This is a genomic window from Microbacterium sp. (assembly GCF_047972865.1).
GTDB lineage: Bacteria > Actinomycetota > Actinomycetes > Actinomycetales > Microbacteriaceae > Microbacterium.
The window spans coordinates 1-15,040 of the sequence record NZ_JBKEAY010000144.1; the positions used below are offsets into that span (position 1 = coordinate 1).

At 70.0% G+C, this 15,040-nt stretch carries 18 protein-coding genes; 13 read left to right on the plus strand and 5 right to left on the minus strand.

Annotated elements, in window-relative coordinates:
* From ACK5KK_RS08830 to ACK5KK_RS08840, 3 genes are all read left to right on the plus strand, one after another.
* On the plus strand, positions 1-519 hold a 519-nt coding region (locus tag ACK5KK_RS08830), incomplete at its 5' end, for a S1 RNA-binding domain-containing protein (protein ID WP_416889717.1).
* A 179-nt stretch (positions 520-698) separates the two neighbouring features.
* The gene (locus ACK5KK_RS08835; RefSeq protein ID WP_416889718.1) at positions 699-1,721 is read left to right on the plus strand and encodes an aldo/keto reductase; all 1,023 of its coding nucleotides are present in this window, start codon (positions 699-701) and stop codon (positions 1,719-1,721) included.
* 69 nt (positions 1,722-1,790) lie between these two features.
* On the plus strand, positions 1,791-2,390 hold the full coding sequence (locus ACK5KK_RS08840; RefSeq protein ID WP_416889719.1) for a histidine phosphatase family protein: 600 nt from the start codon (positions 1,791-1,793) through the stop codon (positions 2,388-2,390).
* A gap of 6 nt (positions 2,391-2,396) precedes the next feature.
* Here ACK5KK_RS08840 and ACK5KK_RS08845 read toward each other — a convergent pair whose 3' ends face one another.
* Positions 2,397-2,864, minus strand: coding sequence for a GNAT family N-acetyltransferase (locus tag ACK5KK_RS08845; protein ID WP_416889720.1), 468 nt, complete (start codon positions 2,862-2,864; stop codon positions 2,397-2,399).
* Positions 2,865-2,907: 43 nt separating this feature from the next.
* On the opposite strand from ACK5KK_RS08845, the gene ACK5KK_RS08850 reads away from it, so the two are divergent.
* On the plus strand, positions 2,908-3,720 hold the full coding sequence (locus tag ACK5KK_RS08850; protein WP_416889721.1) for a 4-hydroxy-tetrahydrodipicolinate reductase: 813 nt from the start codon (positions 2,908-2,910) through the stop codon (positions 3,718-3,720).
* Entirely contained in the window at positions 3,717-4,151 is a 435-nt protein-coding gene (locus ACK5KK_RS08855; RefSeq protein WP_416889722.1) for a hypothetical protein, read from the plus strand. Before ACK5KK_RS08850 ends, ACK5KK_RS08855 begins: the two co-directional genes overlap by 4 nt.
* On the opposite strand, the gene ACK5KK_RS08860 is transcribed toward ACK5KK_RS08855, so the two are convergent.
* The 4 genes from ACK5KK_RS08860 to ACK5KK_RS08875 are packed head-to-tail and all read right to left on the minus strand — an operon-like array spanning position 4,152 to position 6,469.
* Positions 4,152-5,042, minus strand: coding sequence for a TIGR01777 family oxidoreductase (locus tag ACK5KK_RS08860; RefSeq protein ID WP_416889723.1), 891 nt, complete (start codon positions 5,040-5,042; stop codon positions 4,152-4,154). It abuts the gene before it with no gap.
* Positions 5,035-5,460, minus strand: a complete 426-nt coding sequence (locus tag ACK5KK_RS08865) for an OsmC family peroxiredoxin (RefSeq protein ID WP_416889724.1) — start codon at positions 5,458-5,460, stop codon at positions 5,035-5,037. The genes ACK5KK_RS08860 and ACK5KK_RS08865 overlap by 8 nt, the downstream gene beginning before the upstream one ends.
* Positions 5,461-5,511: 51 nt before the next feature.
* Entirely contained in the window at positions 5,512-6,036 is a 525-nt protein-coding gene (locus ACK5KK_RS08870; RefSeq protein WP_416889725.1) for a DUF4395 domain-containing protein, read from the minus strand.
* Between the two features lies 1 nt (position 6,037).
* On the minus strand, positions 6,038-6,469 hold the full coding sequence (locus ACK5KK_RS08875) for a TlpA family protein disulfide reductase (RefSeq protein ID WP_416889726.1): 432 nt from the start codon (positions 6,467-6,469) through the stop codon (positions 6,038-6,040).
* Positions 6,470-6,520: 51 nt separating this feature from the next.
* Here ACK5KK_RS08875 and ACK5KK_RS08880 point away from each other — a divergent pair, with 51 nt between their 5' ends.
* The 8 genes from ACK5KK_RS08880 (at position 6,521) to ACK5KK_RS08915 (ending at position 14,946) form a co-directional block, all read left to right on the plus strand.
* Positions 6,521-7,336 (plus strand): thymidylate synthase, encoded by an 816-nt coding sequence (locus ACK5KK_RS08880; RefSeq protein ID WP_416889727.1) that lies wholly within the window; start codon positions 6,521-6,523, stop codon positions 7,334-7,336.
* The gene (locus ACK5KK_RS08885) at positions 7,333-7,824 is read left to right on the plus strand and encodes a dihydrofolate reductase (protein WP_416889728.1); all 492 of its coding nucleotides are present in this window, start codon (positions 7,333-7,335) and stop codon (positions 7,822-7,824) included. Before ACK5KK_RS08880 ends, ACK5KK_RS08885 begins: the two co-directional genes overlap by 4 nt.
* 94 nt (positions 7,825-7,918) lie before the next feature.
* Complete coding sequence (gene dapA / locus ACK5KK_RS08890; protein WP_416889729.1) at positions 7,919-8,890, plus strand: 4-hydroxy-tetrahydrodipicolinate synthase; 972 nt, start codon at positions 7,919-7,921, stop codon at positions 8,888-8,890.
* A 45-nt stretch (positions 8,891-8,935) separates the two neighbouring features.
* A complete protein-coding gene (locus ACK5KK_RS08895) occupies positions 8,936-10,612 on the plus strand; it encodes a ribonuclease J (protein WP_416889730.1) in 1,677 nt (558 codons plus the stop codon).
* 23 nt (positions 10,613-10,635) lie between these two features.
* Positions 10,636-11,124 carry a GNAT family N-acetyltransferase gene (locus ACK5KK_RS08900; protein ID WP_416889731.1) on the plus strand — a complete coding sequence of 163 codons (489 nt, stop codon included), beginning with the start codon at positions 10,636-10,638 and terminating at the stop codon, positions 11,122-11,124.
* Positions 11,125-11,175: 51 nt separating this feature from the next.
* Positions 11,176-13,815 (plus strand): DNA translocase FtsK, encoded by a 2,640-nt coding sequence (locus ACK5KK_RS08905; protein WP_416889732.1) that lies wholly within the window; start codon positions 11,176-11,178, stop codon positions 13,813-13,815.
* A 19-nt stretch (positions 13,816-13,834) separates the two neighbouring features.
* On the plus strand, positions 13,835-14,410 hold the full coding sequence (gene pgsA, locus ACK5KK_RS08910; RefSeq protein ID WP_416889733.1) for a CDP-diacylglycerol--glycerol-3-phosphate 3-phosphatidyltransferase: 576 nt from the start codon (positions 13,835-13,837) through the stop codon (positions 14,408-14,410).
* Positions 14,407-14,946, plus strand: a complete 540-nt coding sequence (locus tag ACK5KK_RS08915; protein WP_416889734.1) for a CinA family protein — start codon at positions 14,407-14,409, stop codon at positions 14,944-14,946. The genes pgsA and ACK5KK_RS08915 overlap by 4 nt, the downstream gene beginning before the upstream one ends.
* The last annotated feature ends 94 nt before the right edge of the window (positions 14,947-15,040 follow it).

Sequence of the window (15,040 nt, forward strand, 5' to 3'; positions counted from 1 at the left end):
GCGATCGACGCGCCCGACGAGATGGCGCCGACCGCGCCGCGCGTCATCAGCGTGCAGATCCCGGTCGACAAGATCGGCGAGCTGATCGGCCCCAAGGGCAAGACGATCAACGGCATCCAGGACTCCACGGGTGCCGAGATCTCGATCGAGGAAGACGGCACCGTCTACATCGGTGCCACCGACGGGCCGATGGCCGAGGCCGCGCGCGCGCAGGTGAACGCGATCGCCAACCCCACCAACCCGGAGGTCGGCGAGCAGTTCCTCGGCACCGTCGTGAAGATCGCCTCCTTCGGCGCCTTCGTCTCGTTGCTGCCCGGCAAGGACGGCCTGCTGCACGTCAGCGAGGTGCGCAAGCTCGCCGGTGGAAAGCGGGTCGAGAACGTCGAGGACGTGCTCTCGGTGGGCCAGAAGCTGCTGGTACGCATCACCAAGGTGGACGACCGCGGCAAGCTGTCGCTGGAGCCCGTGCTCGACGACGCCGAGGCCGCTGCCCCCGCGGAGGCGGCCGCGCAGGTCTGATCCCCGGCAGTGCGGATGCCCGCCCCTCCCACTCGGAGGGGCGGGCATCCGTTTTTGTGATGGAACAGTTACAGAACGGTCGCGTGTCGGTCGCATCAATGACAGACGCGATGCGCCAGGTGTCTTAGCCTCGTATCAGCGCACCGGGGAGGCTGCTCCTCAGGTGGAAGGGGAACGACATGGCTGACACGGCGTCACCGGGTTCGGTCACCGTCCGTGCGACAGGCGATCGGACGCATCCCTCTGCCCCGATCTTGGTGCAGGGCCCCCCGCTCGGCGATGCGGTACGGGTGCCGCTCGGGGAGAGTGGGCTCGAGGTGTTTCCGCTCGTGCTCGGCGGCACCGAGTTCGGCTGGCATGTCGACCTGAAGCTGGCACACCGCATCCTGGACACGTACCGCCACAGCGGCGGCAACGCGGTCGTCACCTCGGACGGCTACTCCGCCGGGCGCAGCGAGCACATCATCGGCCGGTGGCTGACCAAGGCGGCATGCCGCGACGAGATGGTCGTGGGCGTCCGCGTCGGCGGTCATCCCGACCACCCGGGCCTCGGGCCGGTGAACCTGGTCCGCTCGGTGGAGGGTTCGCTCACGCGCCTGGGCACCGACCGCATCGACCTGCTCTACCTGGATGCGACGACGGACAGCGAGACGGCTCTGGAAGACACGCTGGCGACGGCGGAGTGGCTGATCGAAGCCGGCAAGGTCCGCGCGCTCGGCACGTTCGGGCACACGGCGGCCCAGCTCGTCGAGGCGCGCATCCTTTCCTCTGCGGGGTTCCCGCGGCTGACGGTGCTCGACGTCGCGCACAACGTCCTGCACCGCCGCGACCTGGAGGGCGACCTGCACCTGGTCGCCGACGCGCAGGGCATCGCCGTCACGCCCTCCCAGGCCCTCGAGCACGGTTTCCTGTCCGGGACGGTCCGCACGCGCGAGGAGGCGGGGCGATCGGTGCGCGGCGCTCAGCTGGCGGCGGCGGTCACCCGGCGCGGCACCCGTACTCTGCGGGTGATGGATCGCATCGCCAGGGAGCTGTCCATTCCGACGTCCGCGGTCGCGATCGCGTGGCTGCTCGCGCAGCGCACCGTCGTGGCTCCGATCGTCAGCGTGTACGCGGTCGCGCACGTGGAAGAACTCGTGCAGGGTGTGGGGGCCCGGCTCAGCCGGGCACAGGTCGCCGACATCGAGAAGGCGGCGAGCTGAGCCGACGTCGTCGGACTGACGTAGGGTGGAGGGGCCGACAGCGCCGCCCACGAACTGAGTAGGATCCCTGTGACCCACTACCTCTACCTCGTCCGGCACGGGGAGCACCTCGACGCCGAGCACGGACTCGAGGATGGACCCCTCTCCCCGCGCGGCCGTCGTCAGGCGGAGTTGCTCGCAGACCGCCTGTCGGGGGTGCCGCTGACTTCGGTGTGGCATTCGCCGCTGGAGCGTGCGGCAGAGACCGCCCGCGCGGTCTCGGAGCGGCTTCCCTCGGTCACCCCGCAGCCGTCGGCGCTGTTGTTCGACTGTCTTCCCACCGGGATGACCCCGGACACCCCGGTCGTGTACGAGCCGTTCTTCGGCAGCCACACCGAGGCGGAGGAAGAAGCCGGTCGCGCCCAGATGGGCGACGCGGTCGTCGAGTTCATGGGCCGCAAGAGCGGCGCGCACGAGCTGCTCATCACTCACAACTTCGTGATCGGCTGGTTCGTGCGGGAAGCGCTCGACGCGCCGCAGTGGCGCTGGCTGACCCTCCACCAGGCGCACTGCGGGCTCACCGTGCTCGCCCAGCGGGGCGGCCGTCCGTGGACGCTGGTCTCGCACAACGACATGGCTCACCTGCCCGTCGAGCTGCGCACCGGTCTGACCGAGCTGCCGCCGGTCTGAGCCGCGTCAGAGCGGCTTGCCGTACCAGCGGGTCGCGTTGGGGTTGGTGTTGTACGGCTCGATCTCGCTGAAGCCGAAGCGGGCGTAGAGCCGGCCGGCGGGCTCGAGGGTGTGGTGCGTGTCGAGGACGAGCTCGGCGCCGCCCCAGCCGCGAGCGCGGGCCTCCAACTCGCACAACAACGCCTGTCCCCACCCGCGACCGCGGGTCTCGGGGCGCAGGAACAGATGCTTGACCTCGTAGCGCGCGCCGCGCGCGCCGTCGTCGATGCGTCGGATGCCGCCGCAGCCGACGTCGTGACCGTCTTCGTCCACCGCGATGAGGAACACGCCAGCCGGGGGATCGAACACGTCGGCGGCCGGGAACATCGGCTGGTAACTGCCGCCGGGAAAGAGCTCGCCACGCATCGCGAAGTAGTCGGTCAGCAGCGCGCGTGCGCGCACACCGTTCGCGGGGGCAGCGACCAGGGATACCATGGCACGAGCCTAATCCGGCGCCGGCGGCCCGTAGTCTGGTGGTATGACGACGACAGTGGCGCTCGTGGGCGCCGGCGGCAAACTCGGCCGCATCATCCGGGCGGTCATCGAGGACGCCGACGGGTTCGAGGTGACGCGGATGCTGGGCTCCGGCAGCGACCTGGCCGAGATCGCCGGGGTCGACCTCGTCGTCGACGCCTCGACGCCGGCGGTGTCCGGTGACGTGCTGCGAGACGCGGCCCGCCGCGGCATCAACGTGCTCGTCGGCACGTCGGGATGGTCCGCCGAACGCATCGCCGGCATCCGGCCCGTGATCGCGGCAGCCGGTACCGGTGTCGTCATCATCCCGAACTTCTCGATGGGGTCGGTGATCGGCACGGCGCTGGCGGCAGCGGCGGCACCGTTCTTCCCCTCCGTGGAGATCGTGGAGGCACACCGCGAGACCAAGATCGACTCGCCCAGCGGAACCGCCGTGCGCACCGCGGAAGTGATCGCCGCCGCGCGCGAGAAGGCCGGGCCGGTCGCCTCGCCGCACGCCGACCAGCGCGCCCGCGGCCAGCAGGTGGCGAGCGTCCCGGTGCACTCGCTGCGCCGGCCGGGGGTCATCGCCCGGCAGGAAGTCATCCTGTCCGGCCCCGGCGAATCGCTCTCGATCGTGCACGACACCGTGGAACCGGCCCGGGCGTACGCCCCCGGCATCCGCATCGCGCTCGACGCGGCCCGCGGCGCCCGCGGCGTCGTGGTCGGGCTGGACAGCCTGATCGACATCGGTATCCGGGTGCCGGCACCGCTGGAAGCCCGTGCCGTGGACGACGGCGGGGTGCCGGGTCAAGTCGCCCGCGCCACCGGGGCGTGAGCGCGCGCGTCGGCGTCGTCGTCATGACGACGCTGCTGGCCGTGTACGTGCTGCTGATCGGTCAGCGCGCGTGGCTGTTGGTCACCTCCGGTGACCCGGTCGGCATCGCCATGGGAGTCGCCCTGATCCTGCTGGGGCTGGTCGGGGTGTGGGCGATCGTGCGCGAAGTCGTGTTCGGGGTGGCCGCCGCCCGCCTGGGGCGGCGGTTGGAGGCGGAGGATGCGCTGCCGCGCGAACAGATCGAGGTCCGCACGAGCGGTCGCCCGCGACGCGAGGACGCCGACGCGCTCTTCCCGACCTACCGCGCCGACGTCGAACAGCATCCGGACGACTGGCGCGCGTGGTACCGGCTCGGTCTCGTCTACGACGGTGCCGGGGACCGGCGGCGCGCCCGTCAGGCCGTGCGTCGCGCCATCCGCTGCGCGCGCTGATCAGCGGGAGGGGACGCCGGCGGCGACCGCCTCCTCCACCGTGGCGTGACGGAAGGTGAACCCCGACGCCGTCAGTGCCTCCGGAACGACGTGCATGTCGCTGGTCAGCAGCGATCGCGTGGCGTCCGCGCCGAGCACGGCCGTCAACGCCCATTCCGGCGCCGGCAGCAGGAACGGACGGTTCATCCGTCGCGCCAGCGCGAAGCCGAGGTCGTTCGCGGTGGCGCGGCTGGGCCCGGCGAGGTTCACCGGGCCGACCATTCCGGTGTCGATGATGTGGCGGATCGCGCGGACCTCATCGTCGAGGGAGATCCACGGCCAGACCTGCGTCCCGCGCCCGATCCGGCCCGACAGGCCCAGCCGGGTCAGCAGCATGAGGGGACCGAGCACACCGCCGGGGTGCACGACGGGTGCGGTGCGCAGGTGCGCGACCCGGTCGCCCGCTGCGGCAGCCGCCGACTCCCACTCGCCGCAGACATCGGCCAGGAAGCCGTCGCCCCGCGCAGAGTCCTCCGTCAGCGGTGCGCCGGCGTGGCGCGGGTAGTAGCCCACCGCGGAGGCGCACACGAACGGGGGAGCGGAGTCGCCGAGGGCCTGCACCGCCGTTGCGATCGTGCGGGTCGATGTGATGCGCGACCACAGCAGCGTCTTCTTGTAGCCCGCCGTCCACGGGAACCGGCCGATGCTCGCGCCGTTCAGGCAGACCACGGCGCGCGCGCCGTCGACACGTCCCGGATCGAGCGTCTCGCCTGGTTCCCATGTCACCTCGTCGTCGCCGCGGGCCGGTCGCCGGACCAGTCGCACCACCGGGATGCCGTCGGCGGTCAGTGCGTCGGCCAGCGCCCGGCCGATGAGCCCGGACCCGCCCGCGAGGACGATGCGGTCAGGCAAGGGTCGCTTCGAGCGTGATGTCGATGCCTGCCAGCGCCGCAGAGACGGGGCATCCCGCCTTCGCCTCGTCGGCCAGGCGCGCAAAGTCGTCGGCGGACAGGCCCGGCACGGTCGCGTTCACGTTCAGATGCGATCCGGTGATGCCGGTGCCGGGGACGAAGGTGACCGAGGCGGTCGCCTCGATCCGGGTCGGCGGGGTGCCGTTGCCGTCCAGGGCGTGCGAGAGGGCCATACTGAAGCAGGACGAGTGGGCGGCGGCGATCAGCTCCTCCGGCGTCGTCACCGACGTGGACCCCTCGCTGCGCGCCCTCCAGTCGACGGGGAGCGGGCCCTGGTGCGAACTGGCCAGGACGACGTTCCCCGAGCCGGTGCTGAGACCGCCTTCCCAGGTCGTGCTGGCTTCACTCGTGACGCTCATGGTGCCCTCCTCGGCGGTTGACGGGCGCGGCGCGCACCCCTGCCGTCGAGCCTAGACGGCAGGTACGTCAGGGGGAACGGTCGTGGGACGGCCCGTCACACCGACGCGCTGCAGCATGAGCCACACCCGGCATCCCAGGCAGACGTCGAACGCGACGTTGAGAAACGCGGCCACGAAGGCGAAGGATGCCGCCACCGGCACCGCGAAGGGCATTCCGGCCAGGTGCAGCAGCGCGCCCGCACCGGCGATGACGAGACCGACCGCTTGCGCGAACCGCGGCGGGCGGGGGTCTTCCAGGTCGGCGGGAGGGCCGAGCCGCGGTTGCACCAGCGTGCGGTACACCACGCCCCAGGGCGCGGTGCGCGGCGACAGGACCGCCCACGCGAACAGCGCGGTGACCACCAGGAGGACGAGGAACCCCGGCTCGGCGGCACGCTGCGCGACACCCGCGGCGCCCTGCCCGGACAGGGCGCGAGTGACCGACGATCCGGTCAGGCTGAGCAGGATCGTGACCGCCAGGAGCGTCGCGGTGATGCCGGCTGCGAACCGCGGACCGCGAGGGTCGATACCGGGCACGTCAGGCTCTCACCGGCGTGGTGATGCGGTCCAGCTCCAGCCGCACGACGTCGCGGCTCGGGGTGCCGCCGAAGCGGGTCTGGATGGCGCCGTCCCGGTCGAGCAGCAACGTGGTCGGGGTCTGCAGCACGTGGAAGCGGCGGGCGATGTCGGGGCGCGTGGTCAGATCGACGTCCAGATGCAGCACGCCGTCGTGTTCGGCGGCGATCTCCGACAGCATCCGGTGCATGCCCGGGCAGCGGCTGCATGACTGAGTGCTGAACTGCAGCAGCGTCGCCTCCGATCCCAGGCGCGGGGCGCCCAGGCGGCGCGGGTCGACGGTGTCGCCGTCACCGCGGCGGGGCCGGTTCTGCTGCATCCTAAGGAGCAATCCGATGCCGACGGAGACGGCAAGCAGAAACAGCAGCGTTTCAGCTGCGTGGAGGGGGGTCACAGCCGACCAGCCTAACCCGGATGTCGCCGGTCGCCGGTAGTGTTACCGAGTATGAGCGAGGCCGCCAGCATCCCTACCCCGTACGAAGATCTGTTGCGGGAGGTGCTGGCCTCGGGAACCCACAAGGAAGACCGCACCGGAACGGGCACGACGAGTGTGTTCGGGCGCCAGATCCGGTTCGACCTGTCGCAGGGCTTCCCGCTCATCACGACCAAGCGCGTGCATTTCAAATCGGTCGCGGTCGAGCTGCTGTGGTTCTTGCGCGGGGAGTCGAACGTCCGCTGGTTGCACGAGAGCGGCGTGACGATCTGGGACGAGTGGGCCGATACCGACGGTGAGCTCGGACCGGTCTACGGAGTGCAGTGGCGGTCGTGGCCGACGCCGTCGGGGGAGCAGATCGACCAGATCGCGCAGGTCGTGGAGCAGATCCGCGTCGCGCCGGAGTCCCGGCGGCTGCTGGTGTCGGCGTGGAATCCCGCCGCGATCCCCGACATGGCCCTCGCCCCGTGCCACGCGATGTTCCAGTTCTACGTCGCGGACGGCAAATTGTCGTGTCAGCTGTATCAGCGCAGCGCCGACATGTTCCTCGGGGTGCCGTTCAACATCGCCTCCTACGCCCTGCTGACGCTCATGATCGCGCAGCAGACGGGTCTGCAGCCGGGCGACTTCGTGTGGACGGGTGGGGACTGCCACATCTACGACAACCACCTCGATCAGGTGCGCGAGCAGCTCGCCCGCGACCCCTACCCGTACCCGGCCCTGCGGATCGCTCGGACGCCGGAGTCGGTCTTCGACTACCGGTACGAGGATTTCGTGCTGGAGAACTACCAGCACCACCCCACGATTCGCGGCGCGGTCGCGGTATGACCCGGCTCGGCCTGATCTGGGCCGAGGCACACGGGGTGATCGGGGCGGTCGGCGGCATGCCGTGGTACGTGCCGGAGGATCTCGCGCACTTCAAACGAACCACGTCGGGGTCGCCGGTCATCATGGGGCGGCGCACGTGGGACTCGTTCCCGGAGCGGTTCCGACCCCTGCCCGACCGGCGCAACATCGTGGTCACGCGCTCGCCGACATGGGCGGCACCCGGTGCCGAACGTGTCGGCTCGGTCGATGCCGCGCTCGCGCTGGCCGACCATGCCGGCGCGGTGTGGGTGATCGGCGGCGGTGAGGTGTTCCGGGAGGTCATCGGGCGGGCTGATGTGCTGGTGATCACGGAGTTCGATCTGGTGGTCGACGGCGACACCTTCGCTCCCGCCCGGGACGGTTTTCGGGTGGTCTCCGCCGATCCGGCCGAGGGCTGGCACACCTCCCGCACCGGCGTGCGCTACCGCATGCTCACCCTGACCCGCTGACGCCTGCCTCTCGCCCGCCCCTCCGATACGACATTCGAGCAGATCGTTCACGTCGCCGTGCGCCCGCGGCAACGCGGTCCGATAACCTGATGCCATGACGCACAACCCGTTCGGACAGGTCCTCGTCGCGTTGGTCACCCCGATGACCGCCGACGGCGAAGTCGACTGGCCCGCGGTCGAGAAGCACATGGACGACGTGATCGTCGGCGGTGCGGACGGAATCGTCGTGACCGGAACGACCGGTGAGACCAGTACGCTCACCGACGCCGAGAAGCTCCGTTTGGTCGAGGTCGGCAAGAGCGTGTCGGCGGGCCGCGCGAAGATCATCACGGGCGGCGGATCGAACGAGACCGCGCACGCGATCGAGCTGTACAAGGCGAGCGAGAAGGCCGGTGCCGACGGCATCATGATCGTCACGCCGTATTACAACAAGCCCACCCAGGCGGGCATCCTGACGCACTTCCGGCTCGTCGCCGATGCCACCGATCTGCCGGTCATCCTGTACGACATCCCGGGCCGCACCGGGGTGCCGATCCGGTACGAGACGATCCTGCGGATCGCCAAGCACCCCAACGTCCTGGCTGTCAAGGACGCCAAGGGGGATTTCAGCGAGGTCAGCCGTGTGCTCAATCAGACCGACCTGATGTATTTCTCCGGCGACGACGCGAACGTGCTGCCGCATCTGTCGATCGGGGCGACGGGGATGATCGGTGTGACGGCGAACATCACCTCGGCGCCGTACCGGGTGATCGTGGATGCCGTGAACGCCGGCGACCTGGCCACCGCCACCGCGGCGCATCAGCGGCTGGAGCCGCTGGTGCGGGCCGTGATGACCCACATCCCCGGCACCGTCAGCGCCAAGTACATCCTGCACGGGCTGGGCCGTATCTCCAGCCCGCGGGTGCGGCTGCCGCTGGTCGGCCCCGAGGAATGGGAAGCGGCGATCATCGAGGACGAGCTGACCCTCGTGCGCGGCGTCGACGGCGCCGACTTCTCCAACTTCCGCCCCGATCGAAACGCGGCCGCGGGCGGCGCACTCCCCAAGGTGCACGGCACGACACGCTGAGCACGTCCCCACACCGGATGCCTCGTCATCCCCAGGAAGCAGACCATGCCCCAAACCGTCTACGATCCGCCCGTCCTCCCCGCCGGAACCCTGCGCGTCACGCCGCTGGGCGGCCTGGGCGAGGTGGGACGCAACATGACCGTGTTCGAGTTCGAGGGCAAGCTCCTCGTGGTCGACTGCGGCGTGCTGTTCCCCGAAGAGCACCAGCCGGGTGTCGACCTCATCCTTCCCGACTTCGAGCCGATCCGCGGTCGCCTCGACGACATCGTGGGGGTGGTGCTCACCCACGGACACGAGGACCACATCGGCGCGGTCCCCTACCTGCTGCGCCTCAAGGCCGACATCCCGCTCATCGGTTCCGGGCTCACCCTCGCGCTGGTGGAGGCCAAGCTCAAAGAGCACCGGATCCGGCCCTACACCCTGACGGTCACGGAGGGGCAGCGCGAGCAGATCGGTCCGTTCGATCTGGAGTTCGTCGCGGTCAACCACTCGATCCCCGACGCGCTGGCCGTCGCGATCCGAACACCCGCGGGTATGGTGCTGGCCACCGGCGACTTCAAGATGGACCAGTTGCCGCTGGACGGCCGCATCACCGACCTGCGCGCGTTCGCGCGGCTCGGCGAGGAAGGCGTGGACCTGTTCCTGGTCGACTCCACGAACGCCGATGTGCCCGGCTTCACGCCGCTGGAACGGTCGATCGGCCCGGTCCTGGACCAGATCATCGCCAACGCCCCGCGCCGCGTGATCGTCGCGAGCTTCTCCAGCCACGTGCATCGCGTCCAGCAGGTGCTGGATGCCGCGCACGCCCACGGCCGGCGCCTCGCCTTCCTGGGGCGCAGCATGGTGCGCAACATGACCATCGCGGAAGACCTCGGCTACCTCGACGTGCCCGAGGGTGTGCTCATCGACTACAAGAAGGCCAAGGACCTCCCCGACGACCGGATCGTCTACATGTCCACCGGTTCGCAGGGCGAGCCGATGGCGGTGCTGTCGCGGATGGCGAACCTCGACCACGCGATCGAGCCGGGACCCGGCGACACCGTCATCCTCGCGTCGAGCCTGATCCCGGGCAACGAGAACGCCGTCTATCGCGTGATCGACGGGCTGACCAAGCTCGGCGCCAACGTGGTGCACAAAGGCAACGCGAAGGTGCACGTGTCGGGGCACGCGTCGGCCGGCGAGCTGCTGTACTGCTACAACGTCCTCAAGCCCCGCAACGTGCTCCCGGTGCACGGCGAGTACCGACACCTGATGGCCAACGCGAAGCTCGCCCGAGACACCGGCGTTCCTGCCGAGAACACGATCCTGGGGGAGAACGGCAGCGTCGTCGACCTCAAGGACGGGGTCGCCAGGGTCGTCGGGCAGCTCGACCTCGGGTTCGTGTACGTCGACGGGTCGACGGTCGGCGAGATCACGGATGCCGATCTGAAGGACCGCCGCATCCTCGGCGAGGAGGGGTTCATCTCGGTCATCGTCGTGGTCGACGCCGCGACGGGCCGGGTCATCACCGGCCCCGAGATCCACGCCCGCGGATTCGCCGAGGACGACACGGTGTTCGAGTCGGTCAAACCGAAGATCGCCGATGCGCTGGCCGAGGCGGCCCGCAATGGGGTGCGGGACAACCACGCGCTGTCGCAGGTGGTGCGCCGCGCGATCGGCCGCTGGGTGAACCAGTCGTTGCGCCGCCGGCCGATGATCGTCCCCCTCGTCATCGAGGCGTAACACTCGCCGCGTACACTCACGTCATGAACGAGATCGCGGTGCGGGTCGCCGTTCAGGACGACGGGGCGTTCCTCGGCGACATGGTCGTCGAGGCGGTGAACTGGCGTCCCGGTGCCGCGCGCCCGCGTCACGCGGTGATCACCGACCCCGCGCACAGCCGGTACCTGGCCGGCTGGATGCGGCCGGGGGACGCCGGCTTCATCGCCGTGCGCGGAGACGAACCCGTCGGTGCGGCGTGGTACCGCACCCTGCCACGCACCGAGCCCGGCTTCGGGTATGTCGGCACCGGTGTTCCCGAGCTCATCATCGGCGTTCGCCCGATCTGGCGGTCCCACGGCGTGGGGCGGCTGCTGCTGCAGCGGTTGTGCGGGCACGCGCGATCCCGGGGGTACGTCCGCATCAGCCTGTCGGTCGACCGCGACAATTTCGCCCGGACGCTGTACCGTTCCGAGGGATTCGCGGTCGTACGCAGCGGCGTCGGCCGCGACACGATGGTCAAGCGACTGTCCTGAGCGGGCGCGTCGATCCCGCTGAATCGGGCCCATCGCGCATAGCGTGGAGGGATGGCCAGGAGCACCAGTCCGACCAAGAACTCGCGCGCGTCCGCTCGCGAGTCGCCGTCGCGAGCCCGAAAGCCCGCTCCGGCGCCCAAGAAGTACGTGGACGACGTCGACAAGCCGCCGTTGATCGCCCGCGCGTGGCTCGGCCTGGCGCATGCCACGGGCGGCATGTTCCGCGCGTTCGGCCCGGAGAACCTCGAGAAGGACCAACGCCGCGACGGCCTCCCGTTCGTCCTGGTGCTGTTGGCCGTCATCGGCGCGATCGTGGAGTGGTTCCTGATCGGCACCGATGTCGGGACCGCGATCTCGGCCTACTCCGTGGGAGCCCTCATCGGGCGCGAGGCGTTCATCCTGCCCGTACTCTTGCTGATTCTCGCTGGGTGGCTGTTCCGTCATCCGGCGTCCGTGCACGACAACGGCCGGATCGGCATCGGGTTCGGCCTGTTCGTGCTGACCATCGCGGGGATCTGCCACGTCGCCGGAGGCAGGCCGCAGCCGCGCGAGGGTCTCCCGGTGCTGAGCGAAGCCGGGGGCCTGTTCGGCTGGATGGTCGGTGAGCCGCCGGCGCTGCTGAACGACATCGTGGCCTATATCCTGCTGGGCCTGCTCGCAGCCCTCAGCATCCTCATCATCACCAAGACGCCGCCGAACCGCATCGGTGCGCGGCTGGGCGATCTGTACGCATGGATGTTCGGCACCGAGCGTGCCGAGCGTGCCGCGTCGGCCGAGAAGGTGGCTTTCGACGGCGGCGCCGGCCAGTCGGGCGATACCGCGCTGCCGTGGTGGCGGCGCAACGCCTCCGGTCGCGAGGAGGACAACGACGGCGCGCTGGGCACCGGCGACGCGACCGCGCTGCTGTCTCCGTCCGCAGACGGGAGCTTCGAGCAGGCCGTGGCCCCCACCGTGCCGGCTGCGGGTGCGCCGACCGAGGTCATCGACCCGGCCGTCGTCGCGGGCGCGAAGAAGGCCGCGGGTGCGGCCGACACCGGCATCCGCGAGGATGCCGTCGAGCAGCTCGACGACGGCTTCCTGGCCGGGATGTCGGGGCTGGGTACCGACCGTGACAGCGAGGCGCCGTCAGCGCCGTATCGCCTGCCCGCGGTGAGCGCGCTCGCGGAGGGCACGCCGCACCGTGCCCGCTCGGAGGCCAACGACAGCGTCGTGCGCGCCATCACCGGCGTGTTCGAGCAGTTCGCGATCAACGCGCGGGTCACCGGCTTCTCACGCGGCCCGACCGTGACGCAGTACGAGATCGAGGTCGGCCCCGGCACCAAGGTGGAGAAGATCACGGCGCTGACCAACAACATCGCCTACGCCGTCGCCTCCAACGAGGTGCGCATTCTCGCGCCGATCCCCGGCAAGAGCGCGATCGGGGTGGAGATCCCGAACACCGACCGCGAGATCGTCACCCTGGGCGACGTGCTGCGCTCGCCGGCGGCCACCGGATCGACGCATCCGATGACCATCGGAGTCGGTAAAGACGTCGGCGGCGGCTACGTCGTGGCGAACCTCGCGAAGATGCCCCACCTGCTGGTGGCCGGTTCCACCGGGTCGGGCAAGTCGAGTTTCGTGAACTCCATGATCACGAGCCTGCTCATGCGTGCCAAGCCGTCCGAAGTGCGGATGGTGCTCATCGACCCCAAGCGGGTAGAGCTGACCAGCTACGCCGGTGTGCCGCACCTGATCACGCCCATCATCACCAACCCCAAGAAGGCCGCCGAGGCGTTGCAGTGGGTCGTCAAAGAGATGGACATGCGCTACGACGATCTCGCGTCGTTCGGGTTCCGTCACATCGACGACTTCAACCGTGCCGTCGTGGCGGGGGAGATCTCCCTGCCGGCTGGCAGCGAGCGGGTGCTCAAGCCGTACCCCTACCTCCTGGTCGTCGTCGACGAGCTCGCCGACCTGATGATGGTCGCCCCGCGTGACGTGGAGGACTCGATCGTGCGCATCACCCAGTTGGCGCGCGCGAGCGGCATCCACCTGGTGCTGGCGACGCAGCGGCCGTCCGTCGACGTCGTGACCGGTCTCATCAAGGCCAACGTGCCCTCGCGGCTGGCGTTCGCCGTCACGAGCGTCACCGACTCGCGCGTCATCCTCGATCAGCCGGGCGCCGATCGCCTGATCGGGCAGGGCGATGGGCTCTTCCTGCCGATGGGGGCCTCCAAGGCGTTGCGCGTGCAGGGTGCGTGGGTGGCGGAGTCGGAGATCGAGAAAGTCGTCACTCACGTCAAGGACCAGGCCCGGCCGGAGTACCGCAAGGACGTCGAGGCGATCGTCGAGCGCAAAGAGATCGACGCCGACATCGGCGACGACCTCGAGCTGCTGCTGGCCGCCGCCGAGCAGATCGTGTCGACCCAGTTCGGCTCGACGTCGATGTTGCAGCGCAAGCTCCGGGTGGGGTTCGCCAAGGCCGGCCGGCTCATGGACCTGCTCGAGTCGCGCGAGGTCGTTGGGCCGTCCGAGGGTTCCAAGGCCCGTGAGGTGCTGGTGACTCCCGACGAGCTTCCGGCGGTGCTGGCGCGGCTGCGCGGGGACGACCCACCGGCAGTCGACCCCGTCGAGCAGCAGTTCGAGGATCTCGAGGTGGTCGACGGCGATGCGGGCGACGAAGACGCCTGGGGCCTCACGGGCCGCGACTGAGCCGCACTAGGCTCGATGCGTGGCCATTCCGCGGCAGCTTCCCAACGCGATCACGATCGTTCGGATCTTCTGTGCGCCCGTCTTCCTGTGGATGTTGCTGGCCGACGGCGGCACCGACGGTCCGTTGCGCTGGTGGGGCGCGGTCCTGTTCATCGTGGCGATCGCGACGGACGGCATCGACGGCTATCTGGCTCGCCGTCACCGCATCGTCACCGATCTCGGCAAGCTCCTCGACCCGATCGCCGACAAGGCGCTCACCGGCTGCGCGTTCGTCGGGCTGTCGATCCTGCACGAACTTCCCTGGTGGATCACGATCGTCGTTCTGGCGCGTGAGGTCGGCATCACGGTGCATCGCCTGGTGGTCGCCAGCGATCACGTCGTGGCGGCCGCCTGGATGGGCAAGCTGAAGACGGTGGCGCAGGCGGTGGCGCTGTCGCTCGCGCTGCTCCCACTGTGGACGGTGGTCGGCGACGGCATCCACGTGGTCAACACCGTGACCATGTCGGCGGCGATCCTGCTGACGGTGGCCAGCGGCATCGACTACGTCGTGACCGAGATCCGCGGTGCGCGGGCGGGAGGGAGGAACACCCCATGACCGAATTCGACAACCCGCTCCCGGAGGAGATGGAGAGCACTCTGGTCTCCACGACACGGCGGTCCGATCCCGAGCGAATCGTGACGCGTCTGACCGAACTGGGCTGGACGATCGGGGTGGCCGAATCCCTCACCGGCGGGCTGCTCACGGCGGCGCTGGTGGATGTCGCCGGCTCCAGCGCGGTGCTGCGCGGGGGCGTCATCTCGTACGCGACCGACCTGAAGCAGTCCCTGCTGGGCGTGGACAGCACGTTGCTCGAGGCGCACGGCCCGGTGCATCCGCGTGTGGCCCGCCAGATGGCGGAGGGGGTGCGCAGGACGCTCGGCCACGACGGCGAGCCGACGGATGTCGGTATCGCGACCACCGGGGTGGCCGGGCCCACCTCCCCCGACGGGCAACCGGTCGGCACGGTGTTCCTGGCCGTGTCGACGCCGCTGGGCTCTCGCGCGGAGTCGCTGCTGTTGCCGGGCGATCGGGAGCAGGTGCGCACCGAGGCGACGGCGCGCGCGCTGCGCCTGATCGTGGAGGCGCTGTGATGGGAATAGCGTGCGTGACGGGCATGTTACGTCTTGGTGATTCCCACCCGTTCCACAGCGCCCACGGTTAGGCTGGGAGTCGGTGTTCCGGTAC

Excerpts from the sequence above, each read along its gene's own strand:
- ACK5KK_RS08835 (WP_416889718.1), top strand. The coding sequence starts at position 699 with ATGGCTGACACGGCGTCACCGGGTTCGGTCACCGTCCGTGCGACAGGC.
- ACK5KK_RS08845 (WP_416889720.1), bottom strand. The coding sequence starts at position 2,864 with ATGGTATCCCTGGTCGCTGCCCCCGCGAACGGTGTGCGCGCACGCGCG.
- ACK5KK_RS08850 (WP_416889721.1), top strand. The coding sequence starts at position 2,908 with ATGACGACGACAGTGGCGCTCGTGGGCGCCGGCGGCAAACTCGGCCGC.
- ACK5KK_RS08865 (WP_416889724.1), bottom strand. The coding sequence starts at position 5,460 with ATGAGCGTCACGAGTGAAGCCAGCACGACCTGGGAAGGCGGTCTCAGC.
- ACK5KK_RS08880 (WP_416889727.1), top strand. The coding sequence starts at position 6,521 with ATGAGCGAGGCCGCCAGCATCCCTACCCCGTACGAAGATCTGTTGCGG.
- ACK5KK_RS08885 (WP_416889728.1), top strand. The coding sequence starts at position 7,333 with ATGACCCGGCTCGGCCTGATCTGGGCCGAGGCACACGGGGTGATCGGG.
- dapA (WP_416889729.1), top strand. The coding sequence starts at position 7,919 with ATGACGCACAACCCGTTCGGACAGGTCCTCGTCGCGTTGGTCACCCCG.
- ACK5KK_RS08895 (WP_416889730.1), top strand. The coding sequence starts at position 8,936 with ATGCCCCAAACCGTCTACGATCCGCCCGTCCTCCCCGCCGGAACCCTG.
- ACK5KK_RS08900 (WP_416889731.1), top strand. The coding sequence starts at position 10,636 with ATGAACGAGATCGCGGTGCGGGTCGCCGTTCAGGACGACGGGGCGTTC.
- ACK5KK_RS08905 (WP_416889732.1), top strand. The coding sequence starts at position 11,176 with ATGGCCAGGAGCACCAGTCCGACCAAGAACTCGCGCGCGTCCGCTCGC.
- ACK5KK_RS08915 (WP_416889734.1), top strand. The coding sequence starts at position 14,407 with ATGACCGAATTCGACAACCCGCTCCCGGAGGAGATGGAGAGCACTCTG.